The 19554-nt window shown below is 73.0% G+C and carries 11 protein-coding genes; 4 read left to right on the plus strand and 7 right to left on the minus strand.

Annotated elements, in window-relative coordinates:
• The first annotated feature begins 1 nt into the window (after position 1).
• Positions 2 to 1276: a D-amino acid dehydrogenase gene (locus ACG04Q_RS03460; RefSeq protein ID WP_394509422.1), complete on the plus strand. Its 1275-nt coding sequence runs from the start codon at positions 2 to 4 to the stop codon at positions 1274 to 1276.
• Here ACG04Q_RS03460 and prsT read toward each other — a convergent pair whose 3' ends face one another.
• Positions 1277 to 4063, minus strand: a complete 2787-nt coding sequence (gene prsT / locus ACG04Q_RS03465; protein WP_394509423.1) for an XrtA/PEP-CTERM system TPR-repeat protein PrsT — start codon at positions 4061 to 4063, stop codon at positions 1277 to 1279.
• 83 nt (positions 4064 to 4146) lie between these two features.
• Between prsT and ACG04Q_RS03470 the strand changes: the two genes are divergently transcribed.
• Entirely contained in the window at positions 4147 to 5433 is a 1287-nt protein-coding gene (locus tag ACG04Q_RS03470; RefSeq protein ID WP_394509424.1) for a heat-shock protein, read from the plus strand.
• A gap of 58 nt (positions 5434 to 5491) precedes the next feature.
• On the plus strand, positions 5492 to 7894 hold the full coding sequence (locus ACG04Q_RS03475) for a S9 family peptidase (RefSeq protein WP_394509425.1): 2403 nt from the start codon (positions 5492 to 5494) through the stop codon (positions 7892 to 7894).
• Between the two features lie 39 nt (positions 7895 to 7933).
• On the opposite strand, the gene ACG04Q_RS03480 is transcribed toward ACG04Q_RS03475, so the two are convergent.
• On the minus strand, positions 7934 to 8590 hold the full coding sequence (locus tag ACG04Q_RS03480) for a YecA/YgfB family protein (RefSeq protein ID WP_394509426.1): 657 nt from the start codon (positions 8588 to 8590) through the stop codon (positions 7934 to 7936).
• A 224-nt stretch (positions 8591 to 8814) separates the two neighbouring features.
• Here ACG04Q_RS03480 and ACG04Q_RS03485 point away from each other — a divergent pair, with 224 nt between their 5' ends.
• Positions 8815 to 10986, plus strand: coding sequence for a putative bifunctional diguanylate cyclase/phosphodiesterase (locus ACG04Q_RS03485; protein WP_394509427.1), 2172 nt, complete (start codon positions 8815 to 8817; stop codon positions 10984 to 10986).
• Here the strand turns inward: ACG04Q_RS03485 and gshA are convergent.
• The 5 genes from gshA to ACG04Q_RS03510 form a co-directional block, all read right to left on the minus strand.
• Positions 10956 to 12449, minus strand: a complete 1494-nt coding sequence (gshA, locus tag ACG04Q_RS03490) for a glutamate--cysteine ligase (protein WP_394509428.1) — start codon at positions 12447 to 12449, stop codon at positions 10956 to 10958. The genes ACG04Q_RS03485 and gshA overlap by 31 nt on opposite strands.
• Before the next feature lie 44 nt (positions 12450 to 12493).
• Positions 12494 to 14155, minus strand: coding sequence for a SulP family inorganic anion transporter (locus tag ACG04Q_RS03495; RefSeq protein WP_394509429.1), 1662 nt, complete (start codon positions 14153 to 14155; stop codon positions 12494 to 12496).
• A 156-nt stretch (positions 14156 to 14311) separates the two neighbouring features.
• Positions 14312 to 15460: a Bug family tripartite tricarboxylate transporter substrate binding protein gene (locus tag ACG04Q_RS03500; protein ID WP_394509430.1), complete on the minus strand. Its 1149-nt coding sequence runs from the start codon at positions 15458 to 15460 to the stop codon at positions 14312 to 14314.
• On the minus strand, positions 15457 to 17466 hold the full coding sequence (locus ACG04Q_RS03505) for a diguanylate cyclase (protein ID WP_394509431.1): 2010 nt from the start codon (positions 17464 to 17466) through the stop codon (positions 15457 to 15459). Before ACG04Q_RS03505 ends, ACG04Q_RS03500 begins: the two co-directional genes overlap by 4 nt.
• Entirely contained in the window at positions 17463 to 19547 is a 2085-nt protein-coding gene (locus ACG04Q_RS03510; RefSeq protein WP_394509432.1) for a tetratricopeptide repeat-containing diguanylate cyclase, read from the minus strand. Before ACG04Q_RS03510 ends, ACG04Q_RS03505 begins: the two co-directional genes overlap by 4 nt.
• Positions 19548 to 19554: the final 7 nt, after the last annotated feature.

A 19554-nucleotide genomic window follows, 5' to 3' on the forward strand; every position in this document is an offset into this window, starting at 1 on the left:
CATGAAGATCGTTGTCCTCGGCGCCGGCATCATCGGCATCGCCACCGCCTGGTATCTGCTCGACGAAGGTCACGACGTCATCGTCATCGACCGCCAGCGCGACGCCGCGCTGGAAACCAGCTTCGCCAACGGCGCGCAGATCTCGGTGAGCTTCTGCGAGCCCTGGGCCAACGCCGGTGCGCCGTTCAAGGTGGCCAAGTGGCTGCTGCGCGACGACTCGCCGCTGCTGTTCCGCCCGCGGCTGGACCCCAACCAGTGGCGCTGGGGCCTGGCCTTCCTGGCGCAGTGCACCACCGCGGCGTTCGAGCGCAACGTGGAGGAGCTGGTGCAGCTGGGCCGCTACTCGCACGAGTCGCTGAAGGCCCTGGTGGCCAGCACCGGCATCGAGTACGACCGGCTGGAGCGCGGCATCCTGCACTTCTTCTCCACCCAGGAAGACTTCGACGCCGGCGCGGCGGGCGCCGAGATCATGCGCCGCCACGGCGTGGACCGCCGCGTGCTGAACCGCGACGAGGTGCTCAAGGTGGAGCCGGCGCTGGCCGCATTCGGCTCGCGCGTGGCCGGCGGCACGTTCACGCCCAGCGACGAGAGCGGCGACGCCAAGGTCTTCACGCAGAAGCTGGCGGCGCTGTGCGCGGCGCGCGGCGCGCAGTTCCTGTACGAGCACGACATCCTGGCGCTGCAGCGCGCCGGTGACGACATCGAGGCCGTGCAGATCGCCGACGTGCGCAGCGGCGAGCGCAAGACCGTGAAGGCCGATGCCTTCGTCGCGGCGATGGGTTCGTACACGCCCGAGCTGGTGCGGCCGCTGGGCGAGCACCTGAACATCTACCCGGCCAAGGGCTACTCGGCGACGCTGCGGCTGAAGAGGCCTGAAGCCGCCAGCGTCGTCAGCCTGCTGGACGACAGCCGCAAGATCGCGATCTCGCGGCTGGGCGACCACATCCGCATCGCCGGCACGGCCGAGCTGTCGGGGTTCGACCTGAACCTGGACTCGCCGACGGCCCGCGTGCGCTGCGCGGCGCTGGTGAAGCGCTACGAGGAGCTGTTCCCCGGCGTGGCGGACACCTCCGAGCCCAACTACTGGACCGGTCTGCGGCCCAGCACGCCCACCAACATTCCCTACATCGGCCGCAGCCGCCGCGCGCGCAACCTGTGGCTGAACGCCGGCCACGGCACGCTGGGCTGGACGCACGGCGCCGGCTCGGGCCGGGCGATGGCCGAACTCATCGCCGGACGCAAGCCCGACATGCAGTTCGGCTTCTACAACGCCTGATCAGAGCGTCTTCAGCAGCGCCTCGACCTGGGACTGCTGCGGGAACTTCTTGCCCAGCTTCGCCAGGCTCTCCAGCTCCGCCTTGGCGGCCGGCTTGTTGCCGGACTGGATCAGGATCTGCGCCAGGTTGAGCCGGAACGACAGCTCATCGGGCTGGTCGGCGATGAGCTGGCGCTGCAGGCTGACGGCCTTGTCGAACTGCTTGTCACCCGCCAGCACGGTGGCGTAGGTGTCGCGCAGCGCGGCGTCATCGGGGCGCAGCTTGAGGCCGCGCTCGGCCAGCTCACGAGCGCCAGGCTTGCCGACCTTGCTGCGCAGCCAGGCGACGTTGTTGATCAGCGGCACGGCGTCCGGGTAGCGCTTGAGCAGCGCCTCGTAGCGGGCCAGCGCGCCGTCGAAGTCGCCACGGGCCAGCGTCACGTCGGCCACTGCGGTCGCGAACGAGGTGTCCTGCGGGTGGGTGGCCAGCCACTGCGTCTCGAAGGCCAGCGCCTCGTCGCGCTTCTTGCTGGCCAGCAGCAGCGCGAACAGGCGCGGCGCGGCGTCGCCCGGCTCGGGCAGCGCGACGGCCTTGCGCAGCAGCGCCAGCGCGACGTCGGGATGCTGGCGGTGCAGCTCCAGGTCGGATTCGACGACCAGCGAGTACGCCTCCTGCGGGTACTTCTTCTGGCGCTCGCGCAGCGCGGCCTGGGCCTCGTCCAGCCGGCCCTGGCGCATCGCGAGCTGGATCAGCAGGCGCTGCGCCGTGACGGAACCCGGCTCGGCCTCCAGCGCGCGCTTGACCTCGCGCTCGGCGGCGGCGTAGTCCTTGTCGACGAAGCGCAGCTGCGCCAGGCCCAGGTAGCCGTGCGCGCGCGCGGGCGCCAGCGCGGTCAGGCGCGAATAGGTCTTGGCGGCCTGGGCCTTGTCGCCCGAGGCCAGCTGCGTGCGCGCCAGGCGCTCCAGCAGGTCGGGGTTCAGCGGCTGCGCGGCCGTGGCTTCCTGCGCGGCCTGCGCGGCGGCAGGGACGTTGCCCAGGCGCAGCTGGTGGTCGATCAGCGCCAGGCGCAGCGCGGCTTCGTTGGGCTCCTCGCGCACCGCCGTGTTCAGCACCTCCGTCACGCGCTCGGCGGGCGCATGCGTCTGCAGCAGCAGCTCGGCCAGCGCCAGGCGGGCCTGCGCCGAATGCTGCTGGTTGGCGACGAAGGCCTCCAGCCGCTTGACGGCCGCTTCCGTGCGGCTGGCCTGCAGGTCGATGGCCACCAGGCCCAGCGCGGCCGGCAGGTAGCCGGCGTCGGCCTTCAGCGCGGCCTCGAAGGCCGCCTGCGCGCCGGCCACGTCCTTGCGCACCAGCAGGATGCGGCCACGCAGCGCCGGCGGCACGGGGCTGTCCTTCATCTTGGGCGCCAGCTTGTCGAGCGCGGCCAGCGCGGCCGGGAAGTCCTGGCGGCGCATCAGCGAATTGACCAGCATCAGGTCGTAGTTGCTGCCGCTGTCCTTGGCGGCCAGCTCGCGCAGCTGGTTGAGCGCCGCGTCGGCCTTGGCGCGTCCGCCGCCACCGGGCGAGACGGCATCGCGGGCAATGGCGGTCAGCGCCAGTGCGGCCTGGGTCTTGGCGTCGTCGGGGCGCAGCTTGGCGGCGGCGGCGAAGGCACGGTCGGCGCCCTCGAAATTGCCCTGCATCAGCTGCGCCTTGCCGGCCAGCAGCAGCGTCTCGGCATCGGCCTTGCCGCTGTCCAGCACCGGGCGCAGCGTCTCCAGCGTCTTGGCGGGCGAGCGGCCCTGCAGCTGCAGGCCGGCGTACTGGCGGCGCAGGCCGCCGTCCTCGGGCGCCAGCTTGAGCGCCTGGTTGAGCAGGTTCTCGGCGTCGGCCAGTTGACCCAGCTGCTGGTGCGCGCCGGCGGCCAGGCGCAGCAGCGGCAGGTAGTTGGGCATCAGCTTGAGCAGCGGCAGCGCCAGCTCGCGGGCCTTGGCGGCATCGTTCTTTGCCAGCGCCAGCTGCGCCTGCAGGAAGCGGCCCTGCGGCTTCTTGGCCAGCGCGGGCGGCATGCCTTCAATGAGCTTGGCGGCCTCGTCCAGCTGCTGGCGGCCGAACGCCAGCCGCACCAGCAGGGAGCGGGCGTCGTAGTTGCCGGGGTCCAGGTCCAGCACGCGCTTGAGCAGCGGCTCGGCCTCGTCCGGCTTGCCGCGGGCCAGCAGCACCTCGGCCTTGAGCTGCACGGCCTTGACGACCTTGGGCGAACGGAACAGCAGCTCGTCCAGCTGCGCGACGGCTTCGTCGGCGAAGCCACCCGCCAGCTTGGTACGCGCGCTGACGATGACGGCGCCCTCGTCCTGCGGCGCCAGCTGCAGCGCCTTCACGGCGGCGGCCTTGGCCTCGGTCAGGTTGCCCTGCGTCAGGTAGGCCATCGACAGCTGCTGCAGCAGCGTGGACATGGCCTTGGGGTCGGCCAGGCTCTGCTCGCCGAACTCGCTGATGAGCTTGCGCGCCTGGCCCGACTGCAGCAGCGTCTGCGCCAGCAGCGGCGCCAGCTCGTCGCGCGGCGCGCCGAGGTCCCAGGCGCGGCGCAGCTCGATCTCGGCGCCGGCCATGTCACCCGCTTCCAGCAGCGACTTGCCCAGCAGGTGGCGGCCGGTGGCGTTCTCGGGGTTCTTCTGGAGCAGGTTCTTCAGCTCGATGACGGCACCGGCCGCATCCTTCTGCTCGATGCGCTTCTGGGCAGCAGCGAGCAGCTCCTGCTCCGAGCGTTGGCTGCAGCCGGCCAGGGCGGCGGTCAGCAGGATCAGGGCGAAATGGCGCGTCTTCATCATGTCTCCGTGAACAGGCGCGCGATTGTGTTCCTAGAATCCGCGCCCCTTGTCAGGACTGGCCCCAGGGCCGGTAATTCACCATGTCTGCCGCGCCTCCCTTCTGCGCCATCGACTTCGGCACGTCCAATTCCGCCGTCGCCATCCCCGGCGCCGATGGCGCCATGCGGCTCATCGAGCTGGAGCCCGGCCAGCGCACCATGCCCACGGCCGTCTTCTACTTTGCCGAGGGCCGGCACGACGCCGACGGCCCGCCGCGCGCCTTCGGCCGCGCCGCCGTGGCCGCCTACGTGGAAGGCCACGACGGCCGGCTGATGCGCTCGATGAAGAGCATCCTCGGCTCGGCGCTCATCGACCAGACCACCGACGTTGGCGGCGGCCGCGGCGCCAAGTACGCCGACATCGTGTCGGGCTACCTGAAGCGCCTGCGCCGCCTGGCCGGCGAGCCCACGCGGGTGGTGCTGGGGCGGCCGGTGTTTTTCGTCGACGGCGAGCCCGAGCGCGACGCGACCGCGCAGGCGCAGCTGGAGGCCTGCGCGCGCGCCGTGGGCTTCACGGACGTGCACTTCCAGTACGAGCCCATCGCCGCCGCGTTCGACTTCGAGCAGCAGGCCATCCGCGAAGGCCGCGGCGAGCAGATCGTGCTGGTGGCCGACATCGGCGGCGGCACCAGCGACTTTTCCCTCGTGCGCGTGGGCCCCGAGCGCGTGCAGCGGCTGGCACGGCGCGACGACATCCTGGCCAGCCACGGCGTACACATCGCCGGCACGGACTTCGACCGCCACATCGAGCTGGCCGGCCTGCTGCCCGAGTTCGGCTACCGCGCCACCGGCCCCAGCGGGCGGGAGATACCCAGCGGCATTTACTTCGACCTCGCCACCTGGCACCTCATCAACACCTGCTACTCGCCGCTGCGCGTGGCCGAGTGGCGCAACATGAAGAGCTGGTTCAACGACGTGCGCCAGCACGCGCGGCTGATGACGGTGCTGGAGGAGCGCCTGGGCCACGAGCTGGCCGCGCGCGCCGAGGGCGCCAAGATCGCCGTCTCCGGCGGCGCCGACACGACGGTGGACCTCTCCCACGTCGAGACCGGCCTGGTGCTGCCGCTCAGCGAGAAGACCGCCGTGGACGCGCTGCGCGCCGACCTGGACCGCATCATCGCCACGGCCCACGAGACCGTGGCGCTGGCGGGCCTGAAGCCCGAGCAGGTCGACGCGCTGTACTTCACCGGCGGCTCCACCGGCCTGCGCCTGCTGGTTGACGGCATGGCGGCGGGCTTCCCCGGCGCGGCGCGCGTCACGGGCGACCGCTTCGCGTCGGTGGCGACGGGGCTGGGGCTGCACGCACAGCGGCTGTTCGGCAGCGCCTGAGCGCCGCGCACCGGCGCTGGTAGGCTGCGCGGCTTCGCCTCACCCGAACGCGCACCTCATGTTGAAAGCCCTCACCTGGGCCGCCGCCGCCCTGGCCGCCACCGCGGCCCACGCGGCCGAACCCGCCACCTACCAGCAGCCCTCGGCCGAGATCCGCGCCGTGCTGGACGCCCCGCCACTGCCCGGCCACGCGCTGTCGCCCGACCAGCGCACCCTCGCCAGCGTCGGCGTGCGGCGCTACCGCGGCGTGGCCGAGCTGGCGCGACCGGTGCTGCGCCTGGCCGGCCTGCGCATCGACGCGGCCGCCAGCAGCCCGCAGCTGACCGGTCACATCGAGTCCATCACGCTGCGCGAGCTGGCCAACCCCGGCGCGCCGGAGCGCATCGTCAAGCTGCCGGCCGGCGGCAGCTTCTCGGCGCTGCGCTGGTCGCCCGACAGCCGGCGCTTCCTGCTGAACCGCCGCACCGCCAGCGCCACCGAGCTGTGGGTGGGCGACGCCGCCACCGGCCAGGTGCGCCCCGTCAAGGGCGTGAAGCTCAACACCGTCCTCGGCACGTCGGTCGCCTGGATCGGCGCTGACGAGATCGTCGCGCTGACCGTGCCCGAGCGCCGCGGCCCCGCGCCGGTGTTCGACGCGCCCAGCGGGCCTGCCATCCAGGAATCCATGGGCCGCACGTCGCCCGAGCGCACGCTGCAGGACCTGCTGAAGAACGCCCAGGACGAGGCGCTGTTCGTGCACCACGCGACGTCCGCGCTGCGCCGCATCCAGCTGGCCACCGGCGCGTCGCGCGAGATCGGCACGCCGGGGCTCTACGCCGACCTCGAGGTCGTCGGCCAGCACGGCACGCTGCTGACCGAACGCCTGGTGCCGCCGTTCAGCTACCAGGTCACCTGGCAGGACTTCGCCCGCCAGGTCGAGCTGCGTGATGCCAAGGGCCAGCTGCTGCGCGACCTGGGCACCGTCAAGCTCAAGGAAGGCGTGCCGGTGGAAGGCGTCATCACCGGCCCGCGCAACTTCAGCAGCTCGCCGCAGGCCGACGGCGCCGTCTACTGGGTGGAAGCGCTGGACGGTGGCGACCAGCGCAACAAGGTGCCCCAGCGCGACCGGCTCATGCGCCTGGACCCGCCCTACCAGGGCGAGGCCCGCGAGGTGCACCGCACGGCCGGCCGGCTGAGCAGCCTGCTGTTCGTCGAAGGCAGCGCGCGCGCGCTGGTGACCGACTTCGACCGCGACCGCCTGTGGGTGACGACCGACCTGCTCGCGCTGGACGGCGCCGCCACCCCGCAGCGCCTGCAGGACCGCTCCTGGCGCGACCGCTACAACGACCCCGGCCAGCCGCTGCTGCGCCTGCTGCCCAACGGCCGCAACGTCGCCCGCGTGGACGGCGGCGACCGCCTGCTGTTCGCCGGCGCCGGCGCCAGCAAGGACGGCGACCTGCCGTTCATCGACAGCGTCAGCCTCAAGGAAGGCAAGCCCACGCGGCTGTTCCGCTCGGGCACCACGCACTACGAGCGCCCGATCACGCTGCTGGCCGACGGCCGCCTGCTGACCAGCCGCGAGAGCGCCACCGAGCCGCCCAACCTCGTGCTGCGCAGCGGCGACGGCTTCGCGCAGATGCAGCCCGTCACGCGCAACACCGACCCCACGCCGCAGCTGCGCGCCCTCAAGCGCGAGCTGGTGAAGTTCAAGCGCGCCGACGGCGTGGAGCTGTCGTTCTGGATGTACCTGCCGCCCGACCACCAGCCCGGCCAGCGCCGCCCGACGCTGGTGTGGGCCTACCCGCTGGAGTTCACCGACGCGTCCACGGCGGGCCAGGTCAGCGGCTCCGGCAGCCGCTTCGTGCAGCTGGCCGGCACCAGCCCGGTCATGATGGCGCTGGACGGCTACGTGGTGCTGATGGACGCGACGATGCCCGTCGTCGGCGACCCCAAGACCGTCAACGACAGCTTCGTCGAGCAGATCACCGCCAACGCCAAGGCCATCATCGACAAGGCGGCCGAGCTGGGCGTCAGCGACCCGCAGCAGATGGTGGTGGGCGGCCACAGCTACGGCGCCTTCATGACGGCCAACCTGCTGGCCCACACCGACCTGTTCAAGGCCGGCATCGCGCGCAGCGGCGCCTACAACCGCACGCTGACGCCGTTCGGCTTCCAGAGCGAGCGCCGCACCTACTGGGAGGCGCAGGACGTCTACCTGAAGCTGTCGCCGTTCAACTACGCCGACAAGCTCAAGGAGCCGCTGCTGCTGATCCACGGCGAGAGTGACGACAACCCCGGCACCTTCCCCATCCAGTCGGCGCGCTTCTACCAGGCGCTGGCCGGCACCGGCGGCCAGGTGCGCTACGTGGTGCTGCCGCACGAGTCGCACGGCTACTCGGCGCGCGAGTCCATCGGCCACACGCTGTGGGAGATGAGCACCTGGATGAAGCGGCAGACGGCCGACCCCAAGGCGCCCCGCTGAACGCGGGCACCTCGCGTCGGCCCAGGCAGCCCCGGCGCCTCAGCGGCGGGGCGGCGCGGTCCGGCGCCGTTGCGCCGGGTGCGGCGCGGGACGCGCCCCGGGCCGGGCCGTGGGCTTCAGGGGCCGCGACACATCCGCCAGCATCAGCACCGCGCTGACGAGGCCTTCGACGGCCTCCTCAAGATCCGCCGGCGGCTCCAGCGACTCGATCTCCTCCAGCAGCGCGTCAGCGTCTTCCAGATCGTCCGGGTCCAGGTGCAGGTAGATCGCCGCCAGCGGCTCCAGCAGCGGCTCCTCGGGCAACTGCATCAGCGCGGGATGCGCATCCAGCGCATGCGCAAAGCCGGCCACCCAGGGCAGCACGGTTTCGCTGGGGTCGTCGCTCTCGTCGAGCTCGAAGATCCACGGGTCGAACCACTGCCGGCCGGCAATCGCCACGTTCAGCTCCTTGTGGCGACGGCGCAGCAGGGCCAGCAACTCGTCGTTCACACGGGCTGGCGTGGGCCGGCCCTCGCTGTCGAGGATGGGCGGCAGCCAGGCCGACAAGGGCACGGCCTCGGGCTGCAGCAGCACGCCGCACAGATAACCGTCCACCATGCTGACGTCCAGCGGCTCCAGCGGCGCGGGCAGCGCGTCCAGCAGCGCCTGCAGGTGCTCCAGGTCGGTTTCGGAGAGGGATTCGGCGGCGGGTTTCATCGTCGGATTATCGACAGCTCGCCGTGAATAGTGCCCGCCCGCACGGCGGGGCGGCGCCTACAGTGGACCTTCCCAACGACGCCCTCCCCTCGAGGGCTTGCAGACCCGGCAGCACAGCTGACCGGGTCTTTTTTTGCGCCTGAATCGGGGTGGCCGTGAAGGCTGCCGCACCGGCGCCCGGGCCACGGCGCGCCAGGCTTGCGCATACCTTGCATACTGGTCCGATGCCCGTTGCCGACCTCGCGCTGCGCTTCGACCCCGGGGTCGTGGTGCTGTCCTACCTGACCGCCGCCTTCGCCTCCTACGTGGCACTGGACCTGGCGCAGCGGGTGCGCACGCCGGACGCGCAGACCGCCAAGGTCTGGTGGTTCGCCGGCTCGCTGTCCATGGGCAGCGGCATCTGGGCGATGCACTTCATCGGCATGCTGGCGCTGAAGCTGCCGTTCGCGACCGGCTACGACAAGGCCATCACGGCGCTGAGCTGGCTGGCGGCGGTGGCCGTGTCGGCCATCGCACTGCGCGTGGCGGCGCTGGACCGGCTGACGGTGAAGCGGCTCACGCTGGGCGCCGTCAGCATGGGCGCCGGCATCTGCGGCATGCACTACACCGGCATGGCGGCACTGGTGCTGGCCCCGGGCATCCGCTGGCACTGGGGTCTGGTGGCCGCCTCCGCCGGCGTGGCCACCGGCGCGGCGGCGGCGGCGCTGATCATCTTCTTCTGGCTGCGCCGGCTGTCCGCCGCGCAGGCCCGGCAGGGCCAGCTGGCCGCGGCGCTGGTCATGGGCGCGGCCGTGGCGGGCATGCACTACACCGGCATGGCCGCTGCCGGCATCGCCGAGGGCAGCGTGTGCCTCAGCACCAACGGGCTGCGCGGCGACAACCTGGCCGCGCTGGTGGCCAGCGCCACGCTGGCGCTGCTGCTGCTGACGCTGTTCACGTCACTGCTGGACACCCGGCTGCGGCGCCGCGCCGCGGGCCTGCAGCAGTCCCTGCACGAGGCGACAACGGAGCTGGCCGAACAGGCGTTGCGCGACCCGCTGACCGGCCTGTCCAACCGCCAGCTGCTGGACGACCGCATCAGCCACGCGATTGCGCGCGGCCGGCGCGACGGCACCGGCGTGGCGGTGCTGATGCTGAACCTGGACGGCTTCAAGCCCGTCAACGATTCCTTCGGCCACGCCGCGGGCGACGCCGTGCTGCGCGAGGTGGCGGCGCGGCTGCAGGCGCAGGCGCGCGGCCACGACACGCTGGCCCGGCTGGGTGCCGATGAATTCGTCGTGCTGCTGGAGGGCGAGGCCGGCGAGGCGACGCTGGCGCAGATCGCACAGCGGCTGCTGGACGCGCTGGCCGAGCCCATGGCCACCGGCACCGGCGAGGCCAGCCAGCCGCTGCGGCTGTCGGCCTCCATCGGCATCGCGGTGCACAGCGGCAGCGACATCGCCAGCCGCATCCTCATCGGCCAGGCCGACTCGGCCGCGCAGTCGGTCAAGCGCAGCGGCGGCAACGGCTTCGCGTTCTTCGAGGCGCACATGCAGGACGGCGTGCGCGACCAGCTGGAGCTGGCCCGCGACCTGCGCGCAGCGCTGGAGGCCGGCGGGGCGGGCCTGGCGCTGCACTACCAGCCCAAGGTGGCCGGCGACACGGCCCGCGTGCTGGGCGTGGAGGCGCTGCTGCGCTGGCAGCACCCACGGCGCGGTCCGGTCAGCCCCGGCGCCTTCATCCCGGTGGCGGAGCGCTTCGGGCTCATCATCGCGCTGGGCGACTGGGTCATCGACGAGGCCTGCCGCCAGATCGCCGACTGGCGCGGCCAGGGCCTCAAGCTGCGCGTCGCGATCAACCTGTCGGTGCAGCAGCTGCGCCAGCCCGAGGCGCTGCTGCAGCGGTTGCAGCAGGCGCTGGCGCGCCACCAGCTGACCGCGGCGCAGCTGAGCTGCGAGATCACCGAGTCTGTCGCGATGGCGGACGCCGCCGCCACCGAGCGCGTGCTGCAGCGGCTGGGCGCGCTGGGCGTGAGCCTGTCCATCGACGACTTCGGCACCGGCTACTCCAGCCTGGCCTATCTGCGCCGTCTGCCGGTGTCGCAGCTGAAGATCGACCGCAGCTTCATCCAGGACCTGGAGACCAGCGCCGACGCACGCGCCATCGTCAAGGCCGTCATCGAGCTGGCCCATGCCCTGAGCCTGGAGGTGGTGGCCGAGGGCGTGGAGACGGAAGGCCAGGCCGCCGTGCTGCGCGCCAAGCGCTGCGACAAGCTGCAGGGCTTCCTGTTCGCGCGGCCCATGCCGGCCCAGGAGCTGGCGCAGTGGGCGCTGCGCTCGCAGCAGCCCGATGCCCGGCAGGACTTCAGCGACTCCGTCTTTGACGATCAGATGGTCATGCGCTCCGGCGCAACGTAGAAGCGCCGGAAGGTCTCGAAGTCCAGTGTGTCGGCCCGCTCGATGCGCGCCTGCTCGGCCAGCGACTCGGCGGCCATCGCCTCGAAGCGCCGCTGCAGGGCGTCCGGGAACGGCAATGCCAGCAGCGCGGCGCGGGTGGCGTCGCTCTGGCGGCGGATGAAGCCGACGTGGCTGTCGTCGAAGTCCTGCGCCATGACGGCCAGCACGCGCGCCGACGGGCACAGCTCAGGCCGGCGCAGCCGCTCGGCCACGCGGGCCAGCGCGTCACGGTAGGCGCTGCCGCCGTGTGCCGCGTCCAGCGCCACGGCCTGGGTCGCGCAACCGGCCAGGATCTGCGCCGCCCAGTCGGCCAACGCGCGCTCGCCGCCCTGCCAGTGCTCCAGCACCAGGCCCGGCTCGCGGCCACGCGCGGCCACCGCATGCTGGTTGCGCGCGTTGGCGGCGATCTCGTCCGGCGTGTCGTCGGGGCTGTCGCTGTGCAGGCAGTGCAGCAGGAAGGCGTCGAGCACGCGGATCGCGTCGGCGCCGATGCCCACGGGCTCGAACGGGTCCAGGTCCATCAGCCGCACCTCGATGTACTCGACGCCGCGCTCGCGCAGCGCGTGCAGCGGCCGCTCGCCGGAGCGGATCACGCGCTTGGCGCGGATGGTGCTGTAGAACTCGTTCTCGATCTGCAGCAGGCTGGTGGACAGCTGGTTGTAGTCGCCGCCCGGCGTCTGCACGCCGATGGCCTCGTAGGCCGGGTAGGGGCGCGACAGCGCGTCCTGCAGCGAGCGGGCATAGCTCTCCAGGCAGTTGTAGCTGACCGAGATGCTGGACTGCGCATCGCTCTGGTAGCCCAGCCGCCCCATGCGCAGCGACGTGGCGTGCGGCAGGTACAGCGTGTGGTCGGCCAGGCGCTGCAGGCCGTGGTCGCGGCCATGCACGAAGCTGTCGCACAGCGCCGGGCTGGCGCCGAACAGGTACAGCAGCAGCCAACCCTCGCGGCGGAAGTTGCGGATGGCGCCGAAATAGCCCTCGGTGGACACGCCCGGCAGCGACCAGTTGTAGTGGATGCCCGAGATGGTCTGCATGCGCCGGCCGTAGCGCTGACCCAGGCCCATGCGGTACACGCTCTTGGCGCGGCCCACATTGCTGCTGCCGTAGCGGCCGATGGGGATGGTCTCGTCGGCCGGCAGCCCGCAGGGCATGGAGCTGACCCACAGCCGCTCGTCGGCGAGGGCCCGGTAGACGGCCTGGTGGATCTCGGTGAGTTCCTGCAGGCAGTTCTCCACACCGGCGTGAACGCCGGTGATGAGTTCCAGCTGCGACTCGCTGTAGTCCGTCGTGATGTGCGGGTGCGTCAGCGCCGAACCCAGTGCGGCGGGGTGCGGCGTCAGCGCCAGGCCGCCCCCGGGCAGGGCGCGCAGGCTCTCTTTCTCGATGCCACGGCGGATGCCGAGCAAGGTCTCTTTGTCGTTCATGGCGTCTCGAGCGCTAATTGGCCCAAGACGGTAGCAGAACAGCGCTACAGCTGCCCGGGGGCGTCGTGGTCGGCCAGACTGGGCCTCAGGTCATGTTGGCCGGCCTGGATGCCCTCGTGGTGGCTGAGGTAGAGCGACACGTCGTAGCGCTCCAGCCAGCCGACGGCCTTCAGCCGGTCCAGCACGGGCCCCTTGACCTCGGAGAACTCCAGCCGCAGCCCCTCGGCCTGCAGCGCCGCGTGCAGCTCCTGCAGCGCGGTCAGCCCCGACACGTCGATGTGGTTGACCGGCGCCATCAGCATCAGCACGCGCCGGGGCTCGCCGACGCTGGCGCGGTGCGCGCGCACGTGGGCCAGCACCACGTCGGCCAGCCCGCGGGCATTCGTGAACACCAGGCTCTCGTCGATACGCAGACCCACCACCTCGGGCTGGCACTCGACGGCATGGCGCTCGAGGTTGCGGTAATGCTGGGTGCCCGGCACGCGGCCGATGCGCGCCACATGCGGCTGCGCGGTGCGCTGGATCAGCAGCGCGATGGAGCCCACCACGCCGATGGCCAGCGCCGCGCCCACGCTCCACAGCAGCACGGCCGCCGTGACGGCCGCCATCAGCAACCCCTCGGCCCGTGCATAGCGCCAGGCCTCGCGGTAGTGGCGCGCCGTGAAGCCGCCCAGCACGGCGACGACGATGGTGGCCGCCAGCACCGGCTTGGGCAGATGCGCCAGCGGCCCGGCCAGCATCAGCATGGCCAGGCCCATGAAGCCGGCGACGAACACCAGCGCCCAGCGGCTCTGCGAGCCGGCCTCGTGCAGCAGGATGCTGCGCGAGAAGCTGCCCGCCACCGGCATGCCGCCGGTCAGCGACGCGACGACGTTGGCCGCCGCCAGCCCGCGCAGCTCCGCGGCCGGCAGCACCTTCTCGCCGCGCCGCTGTGCCAGCGACTCGGACACCGCCAGGCTGGACACGAAGGCCATCAACGCGACCAGCGCGGCGGATGGCAGCAACTGCAGCCACAGCGCCGCGTCCAGTGACGGCAGCGCCAGCGGCAATGCCAGCTGCGGCAGCGCGCCCACCTGGGCCACGCCGTCGGCCGCCGGCGTCAGGGCCGACAGCCCCATCGCCGCCACCAGCAGCAGCAGCGGCGCCAGGCGCGCCAGCGTGCGCGAGCCGGCGCGGCGCGACAGCAGCAGCAGACCGATGGCGGCCACGCCCCAGGCCAGGCTCAGCGGCTTCACGCCCGCCTGCGCGGTGGCCAGCGCCAGACCCGGCAGCGTGGCGCCGGTGGCCGCGCTGCCCAGCAGCACCGGCACCTGGCTGGCCGCGATCATCAGCGTGGCGCCGTTCTCGAAGCCGCGCAGCGCCGGCACCGACAGCAGGCTGGACAGCGCGTCCAGCCGCAGCAGCGCCGCCAGCGCCAGCAGCCCGCCTACCTCGGCGGCCAGCACCAGCGCGCCGGCTTCGGCGCTGACGCCGGCCGGCAGCCCGGCCAGCGCCTGCGCGATCATCAGCGCCAGCACGGCCACCGGCCCCAGGCCCAGCACCGGGCTGGAGCCTAAAGCGGCGTAGGCCAGCAGCGGCAGCAGGCTGGCGTACAGCCCGGTCTGCGGCGGCAGGCCGGCCAGCATCGCGTAGGCCAGGCTCTGCGGAATCAGCAGCACGGCGACAACGGCTCCGGCGATCAGGTCGGCGCGCCAGGTCGCTCTCATGTCAAGCATTTCCTGCGGGCCGAGCGCCGGGCCGCTCCCAAGCCGGCCCGCGCTGGCGATGTGCTCGCGGCTCGATGCCGCGGGCATCGCCGCCCCCTCGGGGGGCCGACCAGACTCGCTCGCGTTCAGCGACGCGAGGTTGGGCGAGGGGCATCTTCATCGGTCGACCTTGACGCCGGAGACCTGGATGACGCGCGCCCACTTGGTGGTCTCCGCCGAGATCAGCGCCGCGAACTCCGCGCCGCCGCTGCCATGCACCAGCATGCCGCGCGCCGTCAGCCGCTCGCGCAGCGCGGGCGCGGCCAGCGCGGCCACGCAGTCGCGCTGCAGCCGCGCCAGCGGTTCGGCGGCGAGGCTGCCGGGCGCGAACAGGCCGATCCAGGCGCTGGCCTCGTAACCCTTCAGCGCCAGGCCACCGGCCTCGTCGATGGTGGGCAGGTCCGGCAGGCTGGGGCTGCGGCGCGCGCTGGTGACGGCCAGCGGCAGCAGCCGGCCGGCGCGGATCTGCGGCAGCGCCGACGGCAGCACGTCGAACATCAGGTCCATGTTGCCGGCGATGACGTCCTGCTGCGCCGACGCGGCGCTGCGGTAGGGGAAGTGCAGCATGTAGGTCTGCGTCAGCCGCTTGAACAGCTCGCCGGCCAGGTGCGTGGGGTTGCCGTTGCCGCTGGACGCGAAGTGCAGCCGCCCCGGCTGCGACGTGGCGGCGTGCACCAGGTCGGTCAGCCGCCGCACGCCCAGCGACTGCGCGACCGCCGGGTTCATCACCAGCACCAGCGGCACCGTCGCGACCAGGCACACGGGCGCGAAGTCCTTCACCGCGTCGTACGGCAGACGGCGCGACAGCAGCGGGTTCAGCACATGCGTGCCCAGGCTGCCCATCAACAGCGTGTGGCTGTCACCGGCGGCCGCCACCGCCGCGGCGCCGATGTTGCCGTCGGCACCGGGGCGGTTGTCGACGGCGACGGGCTGGCCCAGGCTCTTCTGGAGATCGGGCGCCATCAGCCGCGTGGCCTGGTCCGCCGCGCCGCCGACCGGGTGCGGCACGACGATGCGCAGCGGCCGGGACGGCCAGGCTGGCTGGGCCCACGCACCGGGGCTGGCGAGGCAAAGCAGCAACGCGCGCCGTTGCCACTGCGGGCCGAGCGCCCGCCCCCCCCACACCGGCCCGCGCTGGCGATGTGCTTGCGGCTCGATGCCACAAACATCGCCGTCCGCTCGGCGACTGCCGAAGGGCGGCGGCTCAAGCCGCAGCGCGGCCCGCAAGGCCGGCCAGGGCACGCCATGCACGCGGGGCTTCTTCATGCCGGGCCCACCAGCACGTTGAGCCGCACCTGCCCCTGCTGGCAGGCGGCGTCGAAGTCCTGCAGGATGGCGGCCAGCGTGTCCGCGTCGGGTGCCTCGACGGCGGCGATGCCGACGCCACGGTTGCGGCCCTCGGCCTTGGCCTTGTAGAGCACCATGTCGGCCCAGTTGACGGCCTGTTCCCAGTGCAGGCGCAGTGCGGCGCCAGCGGTGCCGCCCAGCGGGAAGCTGGCGAAGCCGATGCTGGCCGTGATGCGCAGCATGCCATCGGGCGTCGCGATGGGCGGGCCGCCGATGCCGTGCAGGATGCGCGCGGCCATCTGCGCCAGATCGTCGGCCGCGAGCTCGGGCGCGTAGACGAGGAACTCCTCGCCACCCCAGCGCACGACGAGGTCGGTATCGCGCACCGCGGCGCGGATGCGCCGGCCAACTTCGACGATGACGGCATCGCCGGCCGCGTGGCCATGCTGGTCGTTGACGTTCTTGAAGTGGTCGATGTCGATCATCATCAGCACGCCACGGAAGCCCGCGGCGCCGCCGTCTCGGGCGCGGGCGTCCATGACGGCCAGGAAGTGGCGGCGGTTGGACAGGTCGGTCAGCGGGTCGCGCTCGCTCTGCGCACGCAGCAGATGCTGGTTGGCTCTCAGGCGCGCCTGCGCGCGGCGCATGCGCAGCAGTGTCACGCCCACCAGCGCCATGGACAGCAGCAGCAGCGCGCCGATGGCCAGCCCCAGCTGCTGCACCAGACGGCCATTGGCCAGCTGCTGGTCCTTCAACTGGCCGTCGCGGGCCAGCAGCTCCAGGTCGCGCTGCTTGGCGGCGGTGTCGTACTTGCGGCGCAGCTCCTCCAGCGCGCTGGCGCGGTTGCGCTCGTTGGTGCGCGCGGTCAGCTCGCGCTCGGCGTGGTAGGCGGCCAGCGCTTCCTTGTGCTGGCCGGCCTCGGCCCAGGTGTCGCCCAGCTCGCGCAGCTCGCGGGCGCGCGGCACGAGGTCGGCAGGGTCGGTCGCGAACTCCGCCACCTTGGCGAGCTCGTGACGCGCCGCCTCGAACTGGCGCAGCTTGATGTGCGTGACGGCCAGGTTGTGGTGCAGGTTGCGCTCCAGCAGCTTGTCGTGGAAGCGCTGCAGCACCGGCAGCGCGCGCTGGGCCGTGGCCAGAGCCTCCTTCAGCTGGCCCAGGTGCATGTAGGTGTCGACCAGGTTGGAGCGCAGCTGCGCCGCCAGATGTGGCGCCTCGGCCTGCTCGGCCAGCTCCAGCCCGGCCTCCAGCGCGGCGCGGGCGGCCGGCACGTCGCGCGAGCGGCGCTCCACGACGGCCTCGTAATTGCGCACGCGCGCGCCGGCCACCAGGTCGCCCTGCGCCTCGGCATGCGCGGCGCGGATCTCGGCGCGCGCCGCGTCGAGCTGGTCCTGCTGCTGCAGCACGCTGGCCAGCAGGCCCAGGCTGAGGGCGGCCAGGTGGCGGTCGCCACCCAGCCGCGCCAGCGCCAGCGCACGCCGCGCGCCGTTCTCGGCGTCGACGAACGCCCCCTGCCCGGCCTGCTCGCGCAGCTGCAGCCGCAGCGCCTCCCAGGTGGCGGCGACGTCGCATTCGGCATCGCGTTGCGCGCGGCCCGCAGCGCCGGTGGGGCAGCGCTTCTCCAGCCCGCTGAGTGCGCGCGCCGCCAGCGCTCCCGCGGGCCGGCCGGCGCGCTCCTGGATGAGGGCACGCAGCAGCCAGCTGCGGTCGGCCCCGTGCTCGCGCGCCGCCAGCTGCACCGCGACGGCATCGGCCGCCTCGGCCTGGCCCGCGGCCAGCAGCACGCGGCCGCGCGCGAACAGCCAGGCGGCTTCGCGGGCAGGGTCGACGTCCGCGGGCCAGCGCCTGTCCAGTTCGGCCAGCATGGCGGCGGGGGCGTCGTATGCGCGCCGCGTGAGGTCGGCCAGCTGGGCGCGCTCGGCCGCCAGGTCGGGCGCGGCCTGCGCCATGGCGGTGGCCAGCGTCAGCGGGAGCAGCCAGGCCTTCATGCGGAAGCCGGCCGGGCGCCGTCGTGAGGGGTGGGGCCGTGCAGCACCGTCAGGCCCACGCGGCCTTCGCTCCAGGCGGCCTCCAGCCGCGCCGTCAGCTGCGCGGCGGCAGCCGCGTCGGCGGCATCGATGCGCTCGACGCCGTAGGCCTTGTTGCGGCCGTGCGCCTTGGCGAGGTACATGACGGTGTCGACGAGGTCGATCGCACGCTCCCACGGCAGGCGCAGGCCTTGCGGCGGCACAGGCAGGCTGACGAAGCCGATGGACGCCGTGACAGGGATGCGCCGCCCCTCGTGCTCCACCGGCTGGCCGCCGATCAGGTCGAGCAGGCGCTGCGCGAGCTGCGGCGCAAACAGGCCCTCGCGGGTGCGGGCGACGATGAGGAACTCCTCGCCCCCCCAGCGCACGACGAGGTCTCCGTCGCGCACGGCCTCGCGCAGCCGGCGCGCCAGCTCGGTCAGCACGGCGTCGCCGGCAGCATGGCCGAAGCCATCGTTGATGCGCTTGAAGTGGTCCACGTCGATGAGGAAGACGCCGGCGGCCAGCCCCTCGGGCCCGCTCAGCGTCTTGATGGCGGCCTGGAAATGGCGGCGGTTGGCCAGCCCGGTCAGCGGGTCGGTCTCGCTCTGGCGCTGCAGCGACGCGTTGCTGTGGGCCAGCTGCTCGTTGGCGCGGCGCACGCGCCGGAACGCCTGCCACAGCAGCCCCAGCGACACCGCCACGCACCCGCCCAGAGCGGCCCACAGCATCAACCCGAGGTTGCGCTGGTGCACCTGCTCGGCCTTGAGCGCGTTATCGCGGTTCAGCAGCTCGATGTCGCGGGCACGCTGCTCGGCGTCCTGGCGCTCCTGCGCCTCCAGCAGCAGCTTGCGGGTTTCGTCGCGCAGCACGCGGTCCACCAGCCGGCGATGCTCGCGCCAGGCGGCCACGGCGCCCGCCAGATCGCCGGCGCGCTCCAGGTAGCCGGCCAGTTCCTTCCAGCCATCGGACGCATAAGAGACGGCGCCCTGCTGTTCATCCAGCGCGATGGCTGCACGCGCCTCGGCGCGGCCCTCGGCGAGGCGGCCCAGCGCGATCTTGGCCAGGCCGATGTTGGAGCGGGCCACGCTCTCGGCGCTGACGTTGCGCGTCGCGTGCGCCAGCGGCAGCGCCTGCTCGGCCAGCTCCAGCGCCCGCGCATAGCGGCCCTGGCGCAGGTGGTAGTCGGCGAAGTTCGCCAGGCCCAGCGCGCGCACCGAGTCGGCGCCGGCCGCGGCGGCCTGCTCCAGCGCGTCGGCGTTGGCCTGCAGCGTGATGCTGGTGTCGGCGTCGTCGGCATGCACGATGCCGCGTGTCGTGTACACGGCGTTCAGCGTCATGGGGTCGGGGTCCTTCTGCGCCTCGGCCAGCGCCTGCGCGGCGAGCTGGCGGGCGCGGGCCGGCGTGTCGGCACGCAGCGTCGTGAAGGACAGGTCGGCCAGCGACAGCGCCACGCGCCAGGGCTGGCCGATCTGCTGCGCCAGCCGCAGCGCCTGGTGGCCCTCGGTGAGCGCGGAGTCCAGCTCGCCGGCGTCGCCGCTGACGCCGGCGAACATGCGGTGGTAGCGCCAGCGGGACAGCGGGCCGGCGGCCGCCAGCTGCGCGGCGTCCACGCCGGTCAGCAGCTTGCGCGCCTCGCGCAGGTCGCCCTGCGAGCGCTGGTACTCGGCGCCGATGATGGCCGCGGCGACGCGGGCGTCGGCGCGCTGCTCGGCAACGGGCCAGTCCCTCAGCCGCTGCGCCAGGCGGTCGCTGAGCACGCGGTCACGGGCCAGCGACGCGAGCAGGCCGCGCAGCGCGACGACGTCCAGCCGCGCCTCGCCGCCCGGCTGCGCGGCGGCGCGCTGGCGCAGCTCCAGCTCGTACTGCGCCGGCTTGGCATGCGCGGCGCGCTCGAGGCGGTCCAGCTCACGCGACAGGCTGTCGTCGGCCGCCACGGCCGATGCCGCCGCCGACGAGGCCGGCGGCGTGCCCGACGAGCCCCCCGGCGAACAGGCGGCCAGCAGCAGCAGCGCGGCGAATGCCGCGCACTGCGTCTTGAGCTGGGCCTGGATTGGATGCATCACGGCA

The organism is Pelomonas lactea, from assembly GCF_043555885.1.
Classification (GTDB): domain Bacteria; phylum Pseudomonadota; class Gammaproteobacteria; order Burkholderiales; family Burkholderiaceae_C; genus Pelomonas; species Pelomonas lactea.